Here is a 15458-nt window from a genome sequence, read left to right as displayed (position 1 = left end):
ATTTTTCGGCGACGTGTGGTGACAATCCGGGCCGGCCGAAAAATGGTCCCGGATTCCTCGATCCGCTTTGAACCTTCGTCCGGGCCGGCCCGTACCTAAGCGGGAATGGACAGGATCTTCCCAGCCGCGCCACCCGACGCGGCGGACGGTGCGGAAAGGCATCGTCGGCCATCGACGTGCGACCGGAACGTCGCAGTGACCCCGGTGGGGGAGACCGACCCGAAGGTCGTCTCCTCGTCGGGGACACGAGTCAGGTACCGGATCGAGAAGGAGAGCAATTCGATGCGCAGGTCCACAGGGGCACGCCGGTCGTCCGGTAACGCGCGGAGCAAGCGGCTGCTGGCGGCGGTCGGTGCGCTCGTCGTCTTCGGCGGTATTGCCGCCGTCACCCAGATCTCATCGGCCGGGGACAAGCCGCGGCAGCAGCAGGCCCGCAACGTCTCGTCGGCCTGTGTCGCACCGAGCCCCGGCGCCACCTCGCCGAGCGGGCGGGGCAGCACCACCCAGACCTGGCAGAACGGCCGGTGGGTCCGCAACCACTGGGGTGACGGTCAGATGTCCGTCGCCGAGTGCCAGGCCGTGAAGGCCGGCAACGCGCCGGTGACCACGCTGGCCTCGACGGTGGCCTGCCCGGAGGTCACCCCCCGGTTGCCGCAGATCCCGGCCCAGGCCAAGGCCGAGGTGGACAAGGAACTCGCCCTGCTGAAGACCCAGATCGACGACGCCAACAAGCGGTTGGCGGCCGAGGGGCGCAACGGCAAGGCGTTCATCGACAACGCGATCCTCGGCCCGCTGGCCGACAAGCGGCGGTCCGCTCTCAACCGGATCGCCACCGCGATCGGCCGGTTCGCCCAGCGCCCGCAGGGCCTGGAGCAGCTCGCCGGCTGCCAGGTCGCCGCCGCCGCCAACAACGGTGGCCAGAACGGTGGCAACAACAACGGCGGCCAGAACGGCAACAACGGCGGCCAGAACAACAACGGCGGCAACAACGGCAACAACGGTGGCAACAACAACGGCGGCCAGAACGGCAACAACGGCAACGCCCTGGGCGTGCTCGCCAAGGACTGCGCCAACAGCCGGTTGCAGCCGCACGACGGCTTCCAGAACGGCAACCGCTGCGTCAGCACCGCGTTCGGCGAGGTCGGCGCGGCGGCCAACAACCCGTCGCTGCTGATCACGCAGTTCCCCAACCAGGTGCAGCGCAACCAGGCGTTCAGCCTGAAGGTCTCCACCCGCAACCTGGTCCGTGACCGGTTCCTGGCGGCCGGGCAGGGCGGCTACTACCTGGAGAGCTCGGTGCTCAACGGTCAGGGCCTCACCCGTGGTCACTTCCACACCGCCTGCCGGATGCTGCAGAACACCAACCAGGCCCCGTCGAACCCGCAGGACGTCCCGGCGTTCTTCGTGGCCACCGAGGACGGCAAGGGCGGCAACCAGTCCGACGACGTGACCATCCAGATCCCGGGCCTGCCGCAGTCGGGTACGGCGCAGTGCGCGGTCTGGGCCGGTGACGGTTCGCACCGGGTGCCGATGATGGAGCGGGCCAACCAGACCCCCGCCTTCGACGTGGTGCGCATCCGGGTCAACTGACCGGACAGGCGACAACGGCCACGGGCCGCCCCGGGAACTCCCCGGGGCGGCCCGTGGCCGTTCGGGTGGGTCCACTTCTTCCGGAGGCCGACGCTGCGGCCCGGTGCGGCCGGCGGGTGGCGATCCTGTTCCGGAGGCCCCGCGTTCCGGGCGGCCAGCGAAGCGACGCATTCCACGGCCAGCGGGACGGTGCGTTGCGGACGGCCAGCGGTGCGTTCCGGGCGTTCCGGGCGTCCCGCGGTGCGGTGTGTCCCGAACGGCCCGCGGTGGGGGGCGTTCCGGGCGGTCAGGGCCGGGCGGGCCGGCAAGGGTTTTCGGTGACGGCGCAGCGGGTGGAAATTGTGGACACGGCGAAAAGCGCCGGGGTCGCCGCTGTTATCTCAGCGTGACCCCGGCGCGTCCGTTCGTGACCTGACCGCCCCTCAGCGGCTCTTCCACGCCTCCACGACCGAGACCGGGATGCGGCCACGCTCGGAAATCTCGTGGCCGTTCTTGGTCGCCCATTCCCGGATGGCGCGGTTCTGCTCGCGGTCCATTCCCGAGACCCCGGCGCGAGCGGGGCGGCGAGCCGGCCGACCGGTCTCGACCGCGCCCCGCCCCATTCGGCGGCCAGCGGTGATGTACGCGTCGAGCGTCTTGCGCAGCACCCCCGCGTTCTCGTCGGAGAGATCGATGGTGTACGCCGCCCCGTCCAGGCTGAACTCGACGGTCCGATCGGCCTTTCCGCCGTCGAGGTCGTCGGTCAGAACGGTGATTACTTTCCTTGCCATCGCCATTACTCCCTGTGTTGAGCGGGGTGTGCTAAGAGTTTGACGTATCTGACGGCAAATCCGCAACAATACGCCTCTCTTTCATTTGGCGGGTCGGGTCAATCCTGGGAAATCCGGGTCCGACCAATGCTGGCGGAGGGTGGAGGCGCGGGCGGGATGTGTCCTGGGTCACATCCCGGAACATGGGGCACGGTTTGTGACTTGAGTGAGACACGCTCAACCTCAAGTGATGGCAGGTGTCCGATGGCAACCCTCGCGGTACTTCCCCTGACCGACGTCGTCCTGCTCCCCGGCATGGTCATCCCGGTGACCCTCGACCCGACCACCCAGGCCGCCGTCGACGCCGCCCGGGCCGGCGGCGACAACACCCTGCTCGCCGTACCCCGCATCGACGGCGAGTACGGCCCCGTCGGCACGATCGCCACCATCGAGAAGGTGGGCCGCCTCCCCGACGGCGAACCCGCCGCCGTGGTGCGTGGCCTGGCCCGTGCCCGGATCGGCTCCGGCGTCCCCGGACCCGGCGCCGCCCTCTGGGTGGAGGCCACCCGACTCGACGAACCCGCTCCCGCCGGCCGCGCCCGCGACCTGGCCCGCGAGTACCGCGCCCTGATGACCTCGGTCCTCCAGCAGCGGGGCGCCTGGCAGGTCATCGACGCGATGGAACGGATGACCGACCTGTCCGAGCTGGCCGACGCGGCCGGCTACGCGCCGTGGCTCAGCCTGGCGCAGAAGACCGAACTGCTCGCCGCTCAGGACGTCACCGCCCGGCTGGAGCTGCTCGTCGGCTGGGTGAGGGACCACCTGGCCGAGCAGGAGGTCACCGAACAGATCACCAGTGACGTCCGGGAGGGGCTGGAGAAGTCCCAGCGGGAGTTCCTGCTCCGCCAGCAGCTCGCCGCGATCCGCAAGGAACTGGGCGAGGACGAGCCGGACGGCTCCGCCGACTACCGCTCCCGGGTGGAGACCGCCGACCTGCCGGACAAGGTCCGTGAGGCGGCACTGCGTGAGGTCGGCAAGCTGGAACGGGCCAGCGACGCCTCCCCGGAGGCGGGGTGGATCCGCACCTGGCTGGACACGGTGCTGGAGATGCCGTGGAGCACCCGTACCGAGGACGACACCGACCTGGCGGCGGCGCGGGCGGTGCTCGACGCCGACCACGCCGGCCTGGCCGACGTCAAGGACCGCATCCTGGAATACCTGGCGGTGCGGAACCGGCGTGCCGAACGCAACCTCGGGGTGGTCGGCGGGCGCGGCTCCGGCGCGGTGCTCGCCCTCGCCGGCCCGCCCGGAGTCGGCAAGACCAGCCTCGGCGAGTCGGTGGCCCGCGCGCTGGGCCGCAACTTCGTCCGGGTCTCCCTCGGCGGCGTCCGCGACGAGGCCGAGATCCGTGGGCACCGGCGCACCTACGTCGGCGCGCTGCCCGGCCGGATCGTCCGCGCGCTGCGCGAGGCCGGCTCGATGAACCCGGTGGTGCTCCTCGACGAGGTCGACAAGCTCGCCGCGGGGTACGCCGGGGACCCGGCCGCCGCCCTGCTGGAGGTGCTCGACCCGGCCCAGAACCACACCTTCCGCGACCACTACCTCGAAGTCGACCTCGACCTGTCCGACGTGCTCTTCCTGGCCACCGCCAACGTGGTGGAGAGCATCCCCGGCCCGCTGCTGGACCGGATGGAACTGGTCACCCTGGACGGCTACACCGAGGACGAGAAGGTCGCCATCGCCCGCGACCACCTGCTGCCCCGGCAGCTCCAGCGGGCCGGCCTGACCGCCGACGAGGTGACCGTCACCGACGAGGTGCTGGCGCTGATCGCCGGCGAGTACACCCGGGAGGCCGGCGTCCGGCAGCTCGAACGGGCCCTGGCGAAGATCCTGCGCAAGGTCGCCGTGACCCTGACGACCGACCCGGCCCCGGTCCGGGTGGACACCGGCACCCTGGCCGGCTACCTGGGCCGGCCGAAGTTCACCCCGGAGTCGGCGGAGCGCACGGCGGTGCCCGGCGTGGCCACCGGCCTGGCCGTCACCGGCGCCGGCGGTGACGTGCTCTTCATCGAGGCCACGAGCATGGACGGTGAGCCCGGGTTGACCCTCACCGGGCAACTCGGCGACGTGATGAAGGAGTCCGCCCACATCGCGCTGTCCTACCTGCGCGCCAACGGGCGGCGCTACGGCCTCGACCCGAACGTCCTGGCCGGACGCCGGATCCACCTGCACGTGCCGGCGGGCGCGGTGCCCAAGGACGGCCCGAGCGCCGGCATCACCATGGTCACCGCACTGGCGTCGCTGGTGACCGGTCGGCCGGTACGGCCCGAGTTCGGGATGACCGGTGAGGTGACGCTGTCCGGGCGGGTGCTGCCCATCGGCGGGGTGAAGCAGAAGCTGCTCGCCGCGCACCGGGCCGGCCTGACCGAGGTGATCATCCCGGCCCGCAACGAGCCGGACCTCGACGACCTGCCCACCGAGGTACGCGAGGCGTTGACCGTGCACACCCTGGCCGACGTGGCCGACGTGCTCGCCCTGGCGTTGCGCCCGGCCGAGATCGACGCGGAGACGCTCGGCGGCCGGCCGGTCGGGGCCGCCTGACCGGCCTCGCCCGACCGCGTCCACGGCCCTCGGCGTCCCACCGGGCGTCGGGGGCCGTCAGGGCCGTAGCCTGACCATCCCCGTTACCGCATCCGCCACCACGGTGGCACCCCCGGAGGCGACCGCCGATGAACCTGTTCCTGTGGATCCTGCAGATCCTGCTCGCCGCGCTCTTCGCCGGCGCGGGGCTGACCAAGCTGACCCAGCCCAAGGAGAAGTTGCGCGACCGGATGGGTTGGGTGGAGAACGTCCCGCCCACCCAGGTCAAGGCGCTCGGCGCGGTCGAGGTGCTGGCCGCGCTGGGACTGGTCCTGCCCGGCCTCACCGGCATCGCCACCGTGCTCACCCCGCTGGCCGCCGTCGGGCTGGTGATCGTGATGATCGGCGCGATCGTGGTGCACGCCCGCGCCAAGGAGCACCCCGGCACCGCGATGACCGTGGTGCTGCTGATCCTGGCGGCGATCGTCGCCTGGGGCCGCTTCGGGCCGTACCCGCTCTGACGAACGCGACCGGCCCGCGCCCCCGTCCTGGGGTGCGGGCCGGTGTCGCGTGTCGGGTCAGTGCCCCTCGCCGCCACGGTCGCGCCGTACGGTCGCCTTACGGCCCTTGATGGTGCTGTTGCGCAGCCCCGCGATCACCTCGTCGGCGACGCCCTGCGGCACCTCCACCAGGGAGAACCGGTCGGCGATCTCGATCGAGCCGATGTCGCGGCCACTCACCCGGGTCTCGCCGGTGATCGCACCGACCAGGTCCTGCGGGCGGACCCCGGCGCGGCGGCCCAGGCCGATGAAGACCTGCGCGGTGCCGCCCGTGCGGGGCCGGCCGCCACCGCGCCGGTCCCCGCCCCGGCTGTCGAACCCGGGCCGGGACTCCCGGGGCGGACGGACCGCCACCTGCGGGATCTCCTCGTCGTCGTCGTCGGAGCCGGGCAGGGCCGCCTCGTGGGCCAGCTTGACGGCTGCCAGCGCCACCTCCATCAGGTCGAACTCGTCCGACAGCGACTCGACGATCACCCGGAACGGGTCCAGGTCGTCCTCCAGCAGGCTCTCCCGCAGCGCCGCCTGGGTCAACGCCAGCCGGCGGGTCCGCAGGTCGGCCACCGTCGGGATCTTGTCGATGGTGATCCGCTGGCCGGTGACCCGCTCGATGGTCTTGAGCATCCGGTGTTCCCGGGGCTCGGCGAGGGTGATCGCCACCCCCTCCCGACCGGCCCGGCCCACCCGGCCGATCCGGTGCACGTACGACTCCGGGGCCGACGGCACGTCGTAGTTGACCACGTGGGTGAGCTGCTCGACGTCCAGCCCACGGGCCGCCACGTCGGTGGCCACCAGCAGGTCGGCGGTGCCGGCGCGCAGCCGCCCCATCACCCGGTCCCGCTGCTCCTGGCTCATCCCGCCGTGCAACGCCTCGGCCCGGTAGCCGCGCCCGTTCATCGTCTCGGTGAGCCGGTCCACCTCCTCCCGGCTGCGGCAGAACACGATCGCCGCCGTCGGCGACTCCACGTCCAGCACCCGGCCCAGCACCGCGGGCTTGTGCGCCCGGGTGACGATGTACGCGCTCTGCCGGACCCGGGGTGCCTCCCCGGCGACCGGCTGCTCCCGCCCGATCTGGATCCGCTCCGGGTCGGTCAGGTGCTTGCGGGCCAGGCCGTCGATCCGGGCCGGCATGGTGGCCGAGAAGAGCACCGTCTGGCGCTGCGCGGGCGCGTGCTCCAGGATCGCCTCGATGTCCTCGGCGAAGCCCATGTCGAGCATCTCGTCGGCCTCGTCCAACACCACCGTGGCCAGCGCGCCCAGCCGCAGGGTGCCCCGGGCGATGTGGTCCAGCGCCCGGCCGGGGGTCGCCACCACCACGTCCACGCCCAGGTCCAGGGCGCGCAGTTGACGGCCGATCGGCTGGCCGCCGTAGATCGGCAGCACCCGGGCCCCGAGGTCCTTGCCGTACCGGTGGAACGCCTCGGAGACCTGCACGGCCAGTTCCCGGGTGGGCACCAGCACCAGCGACACCGGGTCACCGCCGGAGCGGTCGTCCGGCATCCGCTGCAACAGGGGCAGGGCGAACGCGGCGGTCTTGCCCGTACCGGTCGCCGCCTGCCCGAGCAGGTCCCGTCCCGCCAGCAGCAGCGGGATCGCCTCGCGCTGGATGGGGGTGGGCTCCTCGTAGCCGAGCGCGGCGAGCGCGCCCAACAGCTCGGCGCGCAGCCCGAGATCGACGAAGGCGGGTACGCCGTCGGAGTCGTCGGGCGCGGAGAGGTCGGTCGGTGTAGGTGCGGAACTCATGGGGCAAAGTTTTCCATCATCCCCGTCGGGCCGTCGCGCCGACCGGCCCCACCGTGCCGACCGGCACAGCCGCGCCCGCCCGCGGGCTAGCCTGACGGGCGTGCGTACGGTGGAACTGCTCTGCTGCCCGGTGCTGGAGGAGACGGTCCGCGCCGCGTGGGACAGGCTGGCCGGGGCGGGGCTGCCCAGCCTGGCCCGGCACGGCCACCCGACGAACCGGCCGCACCTGACGCTGGCCGCCGTCGAGGCGTTCCCGCCCGGCGCGGTCGACCGGCTCGCCGGTCTCGTCGATGCCGCGCTGCCCCTGCCGGTCCGGCTGGAACGGGTGACGGTGCTCGACGGCAGCGCGCCGCTGGTCTGGTTGGTCCGGCCCACGGCGGAGCTGACCGCCCTGCACGGGGCCGTCTGGGCGGCACTGGACGGCGCGGACGGGCAGCGGCCCTGGCACGCCCCGGGGAACTGGGTGCCGCACCTGAGCCTCGCGCTGCGCTTCCGCGACCACGACCGGCGGCGGGCCCGCGCGGTGGTCGGCGGTGACCGGCCGGAGGGCCGGTTCGTGGCGGCACGCAGCTACGACGGCGACACCCGGACCGTCCGGCCGGTGGGCGGTGACTTCCCGGCGGACTGACGGTGGTCTATGGTGGTCGGAGCGCTCCCGTCGACGGTCCATCCGACCGCCCGGCGGGTCACTGCTGCGCCGGTCCGGTCGGGTGGTCACTGCCATCCCCACCGGAAGAGGCCCCATGCCCCACCATGTCCGACGGCGTCCGGTCGCGCTCGCGGCCGCCGCCCTGCTCGCCCTCGGCGGGCTCGCGGCCGTGCCGCAGCTCGCCTCCGCCGCCCCCGACCCCGGCTCACCGGTCAAGGTCAACCAGGTCGCCTACGTGCCGGGGCTGCCCAAGCAGGCCACCGTCGTGAACTCCGCGAACTCCCCGCTCGGCTGGACGCTGCGCAACGCCGGCGGCGCCACGGTCGCCTCCGGGCAGACCACGGTACGGGGCACCGACGCGCTCTCCGGCGACCCGGTGCACATCGCGGACTTCTCGGCCTACGACACCCCGGGCACCGGCTACGTGCTGTCGGTGGGCGGGAGCAACAGCTACCCCTTCGACATCTCGGCCGACCCGGTGCGCCGGCTGCGCGGTGACTCGCTGGCGTTCTTCTACCACCAGCGCAGCGGCACCCCGATCGACGCCCAGTACGTCGGTTCCCGCTACGCCCGCCCGGCCGGGCACGTCAACGTCGCCCCCAACCGGGGGGACAACAACGTGCCGTGCCGCACCTCCTGCGGTTACACCCTGGACGTGCGCGGTGGCTGGTACGACGCCGGTGACCAGGGCAAGTACGTTGTCAACGGCGGCCTGTCCACCTGGCAGCTGCAGAACATCTACGAGCGCACGCTGTACGTGAACGGGGCCGACAAGTCCGCCGTCGCCGACGGCACGCTGGCCATCCCCGAGCGGTCCAACGGGGTGCCGGACGTGCTCGACGAGGCCCGCTGGGAGCTGGAGTTCCTGCTCAAGATGCAGGTGCCGGACGGCCGGACCAACGCCGGCATGGTGCACCACAAGATCCACGACCAGAACTGGACCGCGCTGCCCACCCGTCCGGAGCTGGACAGCGAGCCCCGGCTGCTCTCCCCGGTGAGCACCGCCGCCACCCTCAACATGGCGGCGGTGGCCGCCCAGGCGTCCCGGCTGTGGAAGCCGTTCGACGCCTCCTTCGCCGCCCGGGCCCTGGCCGCCGCCGAGAAGGCGTACGCCGCGGCGAAGGCCAACCCGAACCGGCTCGCCCCCGCCACCGACAACACCGGCGGCGGCGCGTACGAGGACAACACCGTCAGCGACGAGTTCTACTGGGCGGCTGCCGAGCTGTACGCCACCACCGGCTCGACGGGCTACCGCAACGACCTGAGCAGTTCCCCGCACGCCCGGGGAGCGGGCTTCACCCGGGGCGCGTACGACTGGAGCTGGACGGCCGGGCTGGGTGACACCACCCTCGTGCTGGTGCCGACCGGCCTGGCCAGCGGCGACGTGAGCGCGATCCGGTCGGCGATCGTCGGTTTCGCCGACCGGATGCTCGCCCAGATCGCCAACCAGGGCTACCCGGCCCCGGGCAGCGGCAACGGCACGTACTACTGGGGTTCCAACGGCGCGGTCGCCAACAACGCCAACGTGCTCGCCCTGGCCTACGACCTGACCCGCACCACGAAGTACCGCAACGGGGCCTTCGCCGCCTACGACTACCTGCTCGGCCGTAACCCGCTCAACCAGTCCTACGTGGCCGGGTACGGGGACAAGCCGGTGCGCAACCTGCACCACCGGTTCTGGGCCAACCAGAACGACGGCTCGCTGCCCACCGCGCCGCCCGGCTCGCTCTCCGGCGGCCCGAACAGCGAGTTGCAGGACCCGGTCGTGCAGGCCCAGCTCGGTGGCTGCAAGCCGCAGAAATGCTTCATCGACGACATCGGCGCGTACTCGGTCAACGAGGTGGCGATCAACTGGAACGCGGCGCTGGCCTGGCTGGTGCACTGGGCGGCCGAGCAGGCCGGCAGCGGCACCGGCCCGGACCCGACGCCGACCCCCACGGTGACGCCGCCGCCGACCACCACGCCGCCCCCGCCGACCACCACGCCCCCGCCGCCGACCACCACGCCCCCGCCGCCGACCACCACGCCGCCGCCGGCCGGCGGGTGCGCGGTGACGTACTCGGCGAACAGCTGGAGTACCGGCTTCACCGGCAGCGTCACGCTGGCCAACACCAGCGCGGCAGCCTGGTCGTCGTGGCGGTTGACGTTCCGGTTCACCGGTAACCAGCAGATCAGCCAGGGCTGGTCGGGCCGGTTCAGCCAGAGCGGCAGTGAGGTCACGGTGACCAACGAGAGCTACAACGGCGCGGTCGCGCCGAACGGCTCGGTCAACCTCGGCTTCAACGCCACCTACAGCGGCACCAACGCGACCCCGACCGGGTTCGCGGTGAACGGGACGGCCTGCACCCTGCGCTGACCCGCGCCCGCACCGGGCCGCCCGTCGCACGTCGACGGGCGGCCCGGTCACGGTCCCGCACGGGCCCCGGCCGGTGCGGGACCGGGCGACGCCGCCGGCCGCGTGTCGCCCTTCGGGGGCTGTGGGAGGAATGCTCGGTCTCCACCGGTTCACCACGGTTACGGTGCCCTCAGGTTCATCCGCACCGTGTCGCACCGGGAGAGGACCGACCATGCGCGTGCCCAGCCGAAGCCCCGGCCCCCAACCCGGCGTCACCCCGCCCGCCCCGGCCCGGCGGACGCCCGCCCCGACCCGTCCCGTGCGGCCGGCCGCCCCCGACCTCGACGCCTACCGGCAGGCCGTCGCCGAGCTGCTGGTCGAGGTCGGCGCGCTCGCCGGGACCGCCGGCACCGCCGCCCGTCAGGTGCTGCTCGACCAGCGGCTGCGCGAGCCGGCGATCGCCGACGTGCTCGACGCCACCGGGCAGGGGGTGCTGGGCGCCCGGGAGACCCTGCTGCTGGAGTTGGCCCGCCACCAGCCCGACCGGCCCGCCCCGGGCCCCGACCTGACCGCCCTGGTCCGGATCTACCTGCTCTCCCGTATCGACCTGATGTGGTGGCGGGACACGACGGCCCTGGCGACCGACGAGCAGGTCGACACGCACCCCGACCTGATCGACCTGGAATGGCTGCGCCGCCGTGGTCTGCTCGGCTTCCGCTACCGGGAACAACCGGGAAGCGTCCTGGGCCGGGGGGTGCGCGCCGTCCGGGCCCGGCTGCTGCCGGAGACCGCCCCGCCCACCGCCGGTGTGCCGTTGCGCCGGACCCGCCGCGAGGTCGTCGCGCTCCTCAACGACCTGGCCCGGGAGTTCGCCCGGTCCGCCCCGCCCGGCACCCCGCCGCTGTGGGTGACCAACCTGGCCCACAGCGCCGAACACCGGTACCGGCTGCGCCGGCTCGGCCAGCCGGCCATGCTGCCCAGCGGCCACTGCCTCGGCTGGGCGGTGGACCTGGAACTGGCCTGGTACGCCCGGTTCGGCGCGCGGGAGGTGCTGGCCGAGATCCTGCTGGCCCGGCAGGCCGCCGGTGAGCTGAACGTCATCGACGAGGGTCCCGCCTGGCACGTCTGCCTGGCCCCCGCCGCCCGCGCCCGGCTGCGCTCGGCGTACGAGGCCGAGATGGGGATCTGAACGCCGACCGTGCCCATGCGGGCGGGACACCGCCGCCGGGTCAGCCGACGACCAGCAGGGCGAGCACCGCGGCGACGGTGCCGAGCACCGCGACCACCGCGCTGGTCGCCACGAACCGGCCCAGCGGCACGGTCACCCCGGCGGCGCGGCAACGCTCGAACCACAGCAGGGTCGCCAGCGACGCCCACGGCACCGCCAGCGGGCCGACGTTGGTGCCGATCAGCAGCGCCAGCAGCCGGGTCCCGTCACCGGGTGGGAGCACCGCCTCACCGGCCAGGTAGGCGGGCAGGTTGTTGACCAGGTTGGCCAGTAACGCCCCGGTGCCCCCGGCGCGCAGCGCCCCCACCGTGCCCCCGGCGTCCCCGAGCAGCACGGAGACCAGGTCGTCCAGCCCGTGCCGGCCGAGGGTCTGCACCACCAGGAACAGGCCGGTCACGAAGACCAGCAGCCGCCAGGGCAGCAGTGCCGGGCGCAGGGTCCGCCGGGACCGGACCGCGAAGCCGACCACCACCAGCCCGGCGGCGACGGCGGCGGCCACCCCGATCTCCACCCCGGCCAGGATGCCGGCGACGAGCAGCAGACAGCCGGCGACCGCCGTGCCGAACAGCAGCCGGTCCGCCGGCCGGTGCGGTGGGGGAGGGGTGAACCGGTCGGCGTCGCGCCGCCCCCGCCGCCAGTACCACAGCCACAACCCCGCCATGGTCACCCCGATCGCCGCGACCTGCGGCAACGCCATCCGGGCCGCGTACGCCGCCGGGGTCAGCGCGATCCGGTCGGCGGCGAGCAGGTTGGTCAGGTTCGACACCGGCAACAGCAGGCTGGCGGTGTTGGCCAACCAGACCGTGGTCATCGCCAGCGGCCCCGGGGCGGTGCCCAGCCGGCGGGCCAGCGCGATCATCACGGGGGTGAGCAGGACCGCGGTGGTGTCCAGGTTGAGGGCGATGGTGGTGAGCGAGGCGAACCCGACGCAGAGCAGGAACAGGCCGGCGAAGCTGCCCCGTGCGGCGATCGCCAGCCGGGTGGCCAGCACGTCGAACACCCCGGCGACGGCGGTCAGTTCGGCGAGCACCACCACCGCGCCGAGGAAGAGCAGCAGTGGCAGGATGCGGTGCAGGGTCGCCGCGGCGTCGGCCCGGGGCAGCAGCCCGGTGGCCACCGCGCCGAGGCCCAGCAGGGCCAGCCCGATCGCCACCCGGTCCAGCGGGTGCAGCCTCGGACGGCGGCGCCGTCGGGTCGGTACGGGCGGTGTCCCGCCGGCAGGTGTCACGGCGCACGATCCTCGCACAGCCGGCCCTGCTCCGACGCCGGTTGGCCGCAACTGCCCGCCCGACGACCCCGTACCGGCGGGCCCGACACATCGGCGTGCGCGGTTACCGCCACGGTGGACATCCCGGCACGGCTGCCCTAGCGTTCAGGAGATATGCGCAGGATGCTGCTGGGGGCCGGACTGGCCCTGTCGCTCGTCGCCACCGGCTGTGCCCAGGCCACCCCGACGGATCGGGCCACCCCGACCGAATCGGACCGGACCGCCTCGGCATCGGCGTCCGCGAGCCCGCCGGTCGCCTCCCGGCAGGACCCGGAGCAGGCCCGGCGTACGCTGGACAGCCTGCGCAAGGTCGACGACCTGCCGCTCTACGAGATGACCTACGTCGGTGGCTACGACCCGACGGTGGGCACCGATGCCCGGCCGGACACCGGCCCGTTCGGCTGCTCGTTGTTCGTCGCCTCCGGTGACCCGGCCCGGCCGTTGTTCGCCCGCAACTTCGACTGGGACGCCAACCCGGCGATGGTGCTGCGCACCGATCCCCCCGAGGGCTACGCCTCGGTCTCCCTGGTCGACCTGTCCTACCTGGGGGTGGGCCCGGACCCGACCGGGGACCGCCGGCTGCTCGACGCGCCGTTGCTGCCCTTCGACGGGATGAACGAGCGGGGGCTGGCCGTCGGGCTGGCCGCCGACGACAACGCCACCGCGAAGCCGGTGCCGGGCCGGCCCACCGTCGGGTCGGTGCGCATCCTGCGGTTGGTACTGGACCGGGCGGCCACGGTGGACGAGGCGGTGGCGCTGTTCGGCCGGCACAACCTCGACTTCGACGGCGGGCCCCCACTGCACTACCTGCTCGCCGACGCGGGCGGCCGGTCGGCGGTGGTCGAGTTCGTCGAGGGGACGATGCGGGTGCAGCGGGGGCAGGGGCGGTGGCAGGCGCTGACCAATGTGCCGGTGGTCGACGTGCCCGAGCAGCAGCGTCGCCGCGACCGCCGCTACGGCGTCCTCGCGGCGGCGCTGGACGCGGCCGACGGCCGGGTCGATCCGACGGCGGCGCTGCGCCTGCTGGACCAGGTCCGGCAGGGGCACACCCGCTGGTCGGTGACGTACGGGCTGCGTGACGGTGAGGTCCGGCTGGTCACCGTGGCCGGCGGTGGCACGGAACGCCGTTACCAGTTGCCGATCCGCTGACCCGCCACCCGCGCGTCCCTGTACGCACGGCGTCCCTGCACCACGAACGGCCCGGCCCACTGGGGCCGGGCCGTTCGTCGTCGGTTGGTCGGGCTACCAGCTCAGGTAGCCGGCCTGGGTCTGCACGTTCAGCTCGGGCATCCGGACCAGGTCGGCCGTCCAGGTGCGCCAGTCGTTGAGCTTAAGCACGTCCAGCCCTTTCTGGATGTCGCTGGAGTAGATGTGCCCGTTGTAGTAGTAGGTCGACCAGGCGCCGCCGGTGGTGAGCTGGGTGTCCGACAGCGGCCCGCGCTCCCAGAAGCCGATCTCCTTCGGCCGGGTCGAGTCGGTGAAGTCCCAGACCGAGACCCCGCCCTGGTACCACGCCTGCACCATGATGTCCTTGCCGAGTACGGGGATCAGCGAGCCGTTGTGGGCCACGCAGTTCTCGGTGTCGGCGTTGGTGCGGGGGATCTTGTAGTAGCTGCGGAAGACCATCGTGCGGGCGTCGCCCCGACCGGTGATGTCGTAGACGGCGTCCGCGCCCCGGTTCGGGCCGACGATCTCGTTGCAGGTGGCCGCGCCGCCGCCGCCGAGTTCGTCGGTGAACACCACCTTGGTCCCGGCGTTGTTGAACGTCGCCGAGTGCCAGAACGCGAAGTTGACCGTGTCCCGCACCCGGTTGATCACCCGGGGTGCCTCCCGGTCGCGGATGTCGAGCAGGACGCCGTCGCCCATGCACGCCCCGGCGGCCAGGTCCTTGGCCGGGTAGGCGGTGATGTCGTGGCAGCCGGTGGTGGCCGAGGTCTGCCCGGGGATGCCCTCGTAGCCGCCGTCGGGGAAGAGGTTCGGGGTGGCCACCACCGACGCCTCGGTGGGCTTGTGCACCGGGACCTTCACGATGGAGATCGAGTCGTGTGGCGGCTGGCAGTCGGGGAAGTCGGCCCGGGGGCTGTACGACGACACGTACAGGTAGACGGCCCTGCGGTCCTTGCCGGGGACGAGGGTGTGGGTGTGTGAGCCGCAGGCGGTCTCCACCGACTTGACGTAGCGCGGGTTGGCCTTGTCGCTGATGTCGAAGACCTTGATGCCCTCCCAGGACTCCTTCACCGTCGCCGGTTGGCTCGCGCTGTTGCAGGAGTCGTCGGTGCGGGACGAGTCGGTGGAGAGGAAGAGCAGGTCGCCGTAGACCGAGATGTCGTTCTGCGAGCCGGGGCAGAGCACCTGCGACACGATCTTCGGGGCGCTGGGGCGGCCGATGTCGTAGATGACGAAGCCGTTGTAGTTGCCGACGAAGGCGTACCGGCCCTGGAAGGCCATGTCGGTGCCGAGCGCGCTGGTGGTGTCGAACGGTGCCTGCTTGGGCAGGTTGGCGACCTGGCGCAGGTTGGGGCTGCTGGAGATCTCGTCGACGTCGAGGCCGGGGGCCGCCGGCGTCCCGCTCTCCGTCGCGGTGGCCGGTGCGGCGTTGCCTGCCGGGCTGGTGGCGACGCTCGCCACCAGCAGGCCGGCGGCGACCACGCTGACGATCTTCAACTGCCGTGGTCGGGGCAGGGGGAACCTGATCATCGGCGGAACCCTTCGAAAGGGGACGATGCGTGCCTGACACCTTACCGGCCAGTGATGACAGTT

The 15458-nt window shown here is 72.9% G+C and carries 11 protein-coding genes; 7 read left to right on the top strand and 4 right to left on the bottom strand.

Annotation, left to right across the window (positions count from 1 at the left end):
• The first annotated feature begins 282 nt into the window (after positions 1-282).
• A complete protein-coding gene (locus AB0B63_RS19585; RefSeq protein WP_357020527.1) occupies positions 283-1590 on the top strand; it encodes a hypothetical protein in 1308 nt (435 codons plus the stop codon).
• A gap of 422 nt (positions 1591-2012) precedes the next feature.
• Here the strand turns inward: AB0B63_RS19585 and AB0B63_RS19580 are convergent, their stop codons facing one another.
• Entirely contained in the window at positions 2013-2360 is a 348-nt protein-coding gene (locus AB0B63_RS19580; protein WP_208570699.1) for an Lsr2 family protein, read from the bottom strand.
• Between the two features lie 243 nt (positions 2361-2603).
• Between AB0B63_RS19580 and lon the strand changes: the two genes are divergently transcribed.
• Both lon and AB0B63_RS19570 read left to right on the top strand, forming a co-directional pair.
• On the top strand, positions 2604-4940 hold the full coding sequence (gene lon, locus AB0B63_RS19575; protein ID WP_357020522.1) for an endopeptidase La: 2337 nt from the start codon (positions 2604-2606) through the stop codon (positions 4938-4940).
• A 128-nt stretch (positions 4941-5068) separates the two neighbouring features.
• Positions 5069-5440 (top strand): DoxX family protein, encoded by a 372-nt coding sequence (locus tag AB0B63_RS19570; RefSeq protein WP_208570701.1) that lies wholly within the window; start codon positions 5069-5071, stop codon positions 5438-5440.
• 57 nt (positions 5441-5497) lie between these two features.
• Here AB0B63_RS19570 and AB0B63_RS19565 read toward each other — a convergent pair whose 3' ends face one another.
• Positions 5498-7219, bottom strand: coding sequence for a DEAD/DEAH box helicase (locus AB0B63_RS19565; RefSeq protein WP_208570702.1), 1722 nt, complete (start codon positions 7217-7219; stop codon positions 5498-5500).
• Positions 7220-7319: 100 nt separating this feature from the next.
• Between AB0B63_RS19565 and AB0B63_RS19560 the strand changes: the two genes are divergently transcribed.
• From AB0B63_RS19560 to AB0B63_RS19550, 3 genes are all read left to right on the top strand, one after another.
• Complete coding sequence (locus tag AB0B63_RS19560) at positions 7320-7847, top strand: 2'-5' RNA ligase family protein (protein ID WP_357020517.1); 528 nt, start codon at positions 7320-7322, stop codon at positions 7845-7847.
• A 115-nt stretch (positions 7848-7962) separates the two neighbouring features.
• Entirely contained in the window at positions 7963-10224 is a 2262-nt protein-coding gene (locus AB0B63_RS19555) for a glycoside hydrolase family 9 protein (RefSeq protein ID WP_357020514.1), read from the top strand.
• Between the two features lie 211 nt (positions 10225-10435).
• Positions 10436-11392, top strand: coding sequence for a hypothetical protein (locus AB0B63_RS19550; protein WP_357020511.1), 957 nt, complete (start codon positions 10436-10438; stop codon positions 11390-11392).
• A gap of 40 nt (positions 11393-11432) precedes the next feature.
• Here AB0B63_RS19550 and AB0B63_RS19545 read toward each other — a convergent pair whose 3' ends face one another.
• Complete coding sequence (locus AB0B63_RS19545; RefSeq protein ID WP_357020508.1) at positions 11433-12659, bottom strand: SLC13 family permease; 1227 nt, start codon at positions 12657-12659, stop codon at positions 11433-11435.
• Between the two features lie 153 nt (positions 12660-12812).
• Between AB0B63_RS19545 and AB0B63_RS19540 the strand changes: the two genes are divergently transcribed.
• Complete coding sequence (locus AB0B63_RS19540) at positions 12813-13847, top strand: linear amide C-N hydrolase (RefSeq protein ID WP_208570706.1); 1035 nt, start codon at positions 12813-12815, stop codon at positions 13845-13847.
• A gap of 93 nt (positions 13848-13940) precedes the next feature.
• Here AB0B63_RS19540 and AB0B63_RS19535 read toward each other — a convergent pair whose 3' ends face one another.
• Positions 13941-15395 (bottom strand): hypothetical protein, encoded by a 1455-nt coding sequence (locus AB0B63_RS19535; RefSeq protein WP_357020504.1) that lies wholly within the window; start codon positions 15393-15395, stop codon positions 13941-13943.
• Between the last annotated feature and the right edge of the window lie 63 nt (positions 15396-15458).

It is taken from the genome of Micromonospora sp. NPDC049081, assembly GCF_040648835.1.
GTDB lineage: Bacteria > Actinomycetota > Actinomycetes > Mycobacteriales > Micromonosporaceae > Micromonospora > Micromonospora antibiotica.
Note: the sequence above shows the minus strand (reverse complement) of the source record. Positions and strands in the feature narration are given on the sequence as shown.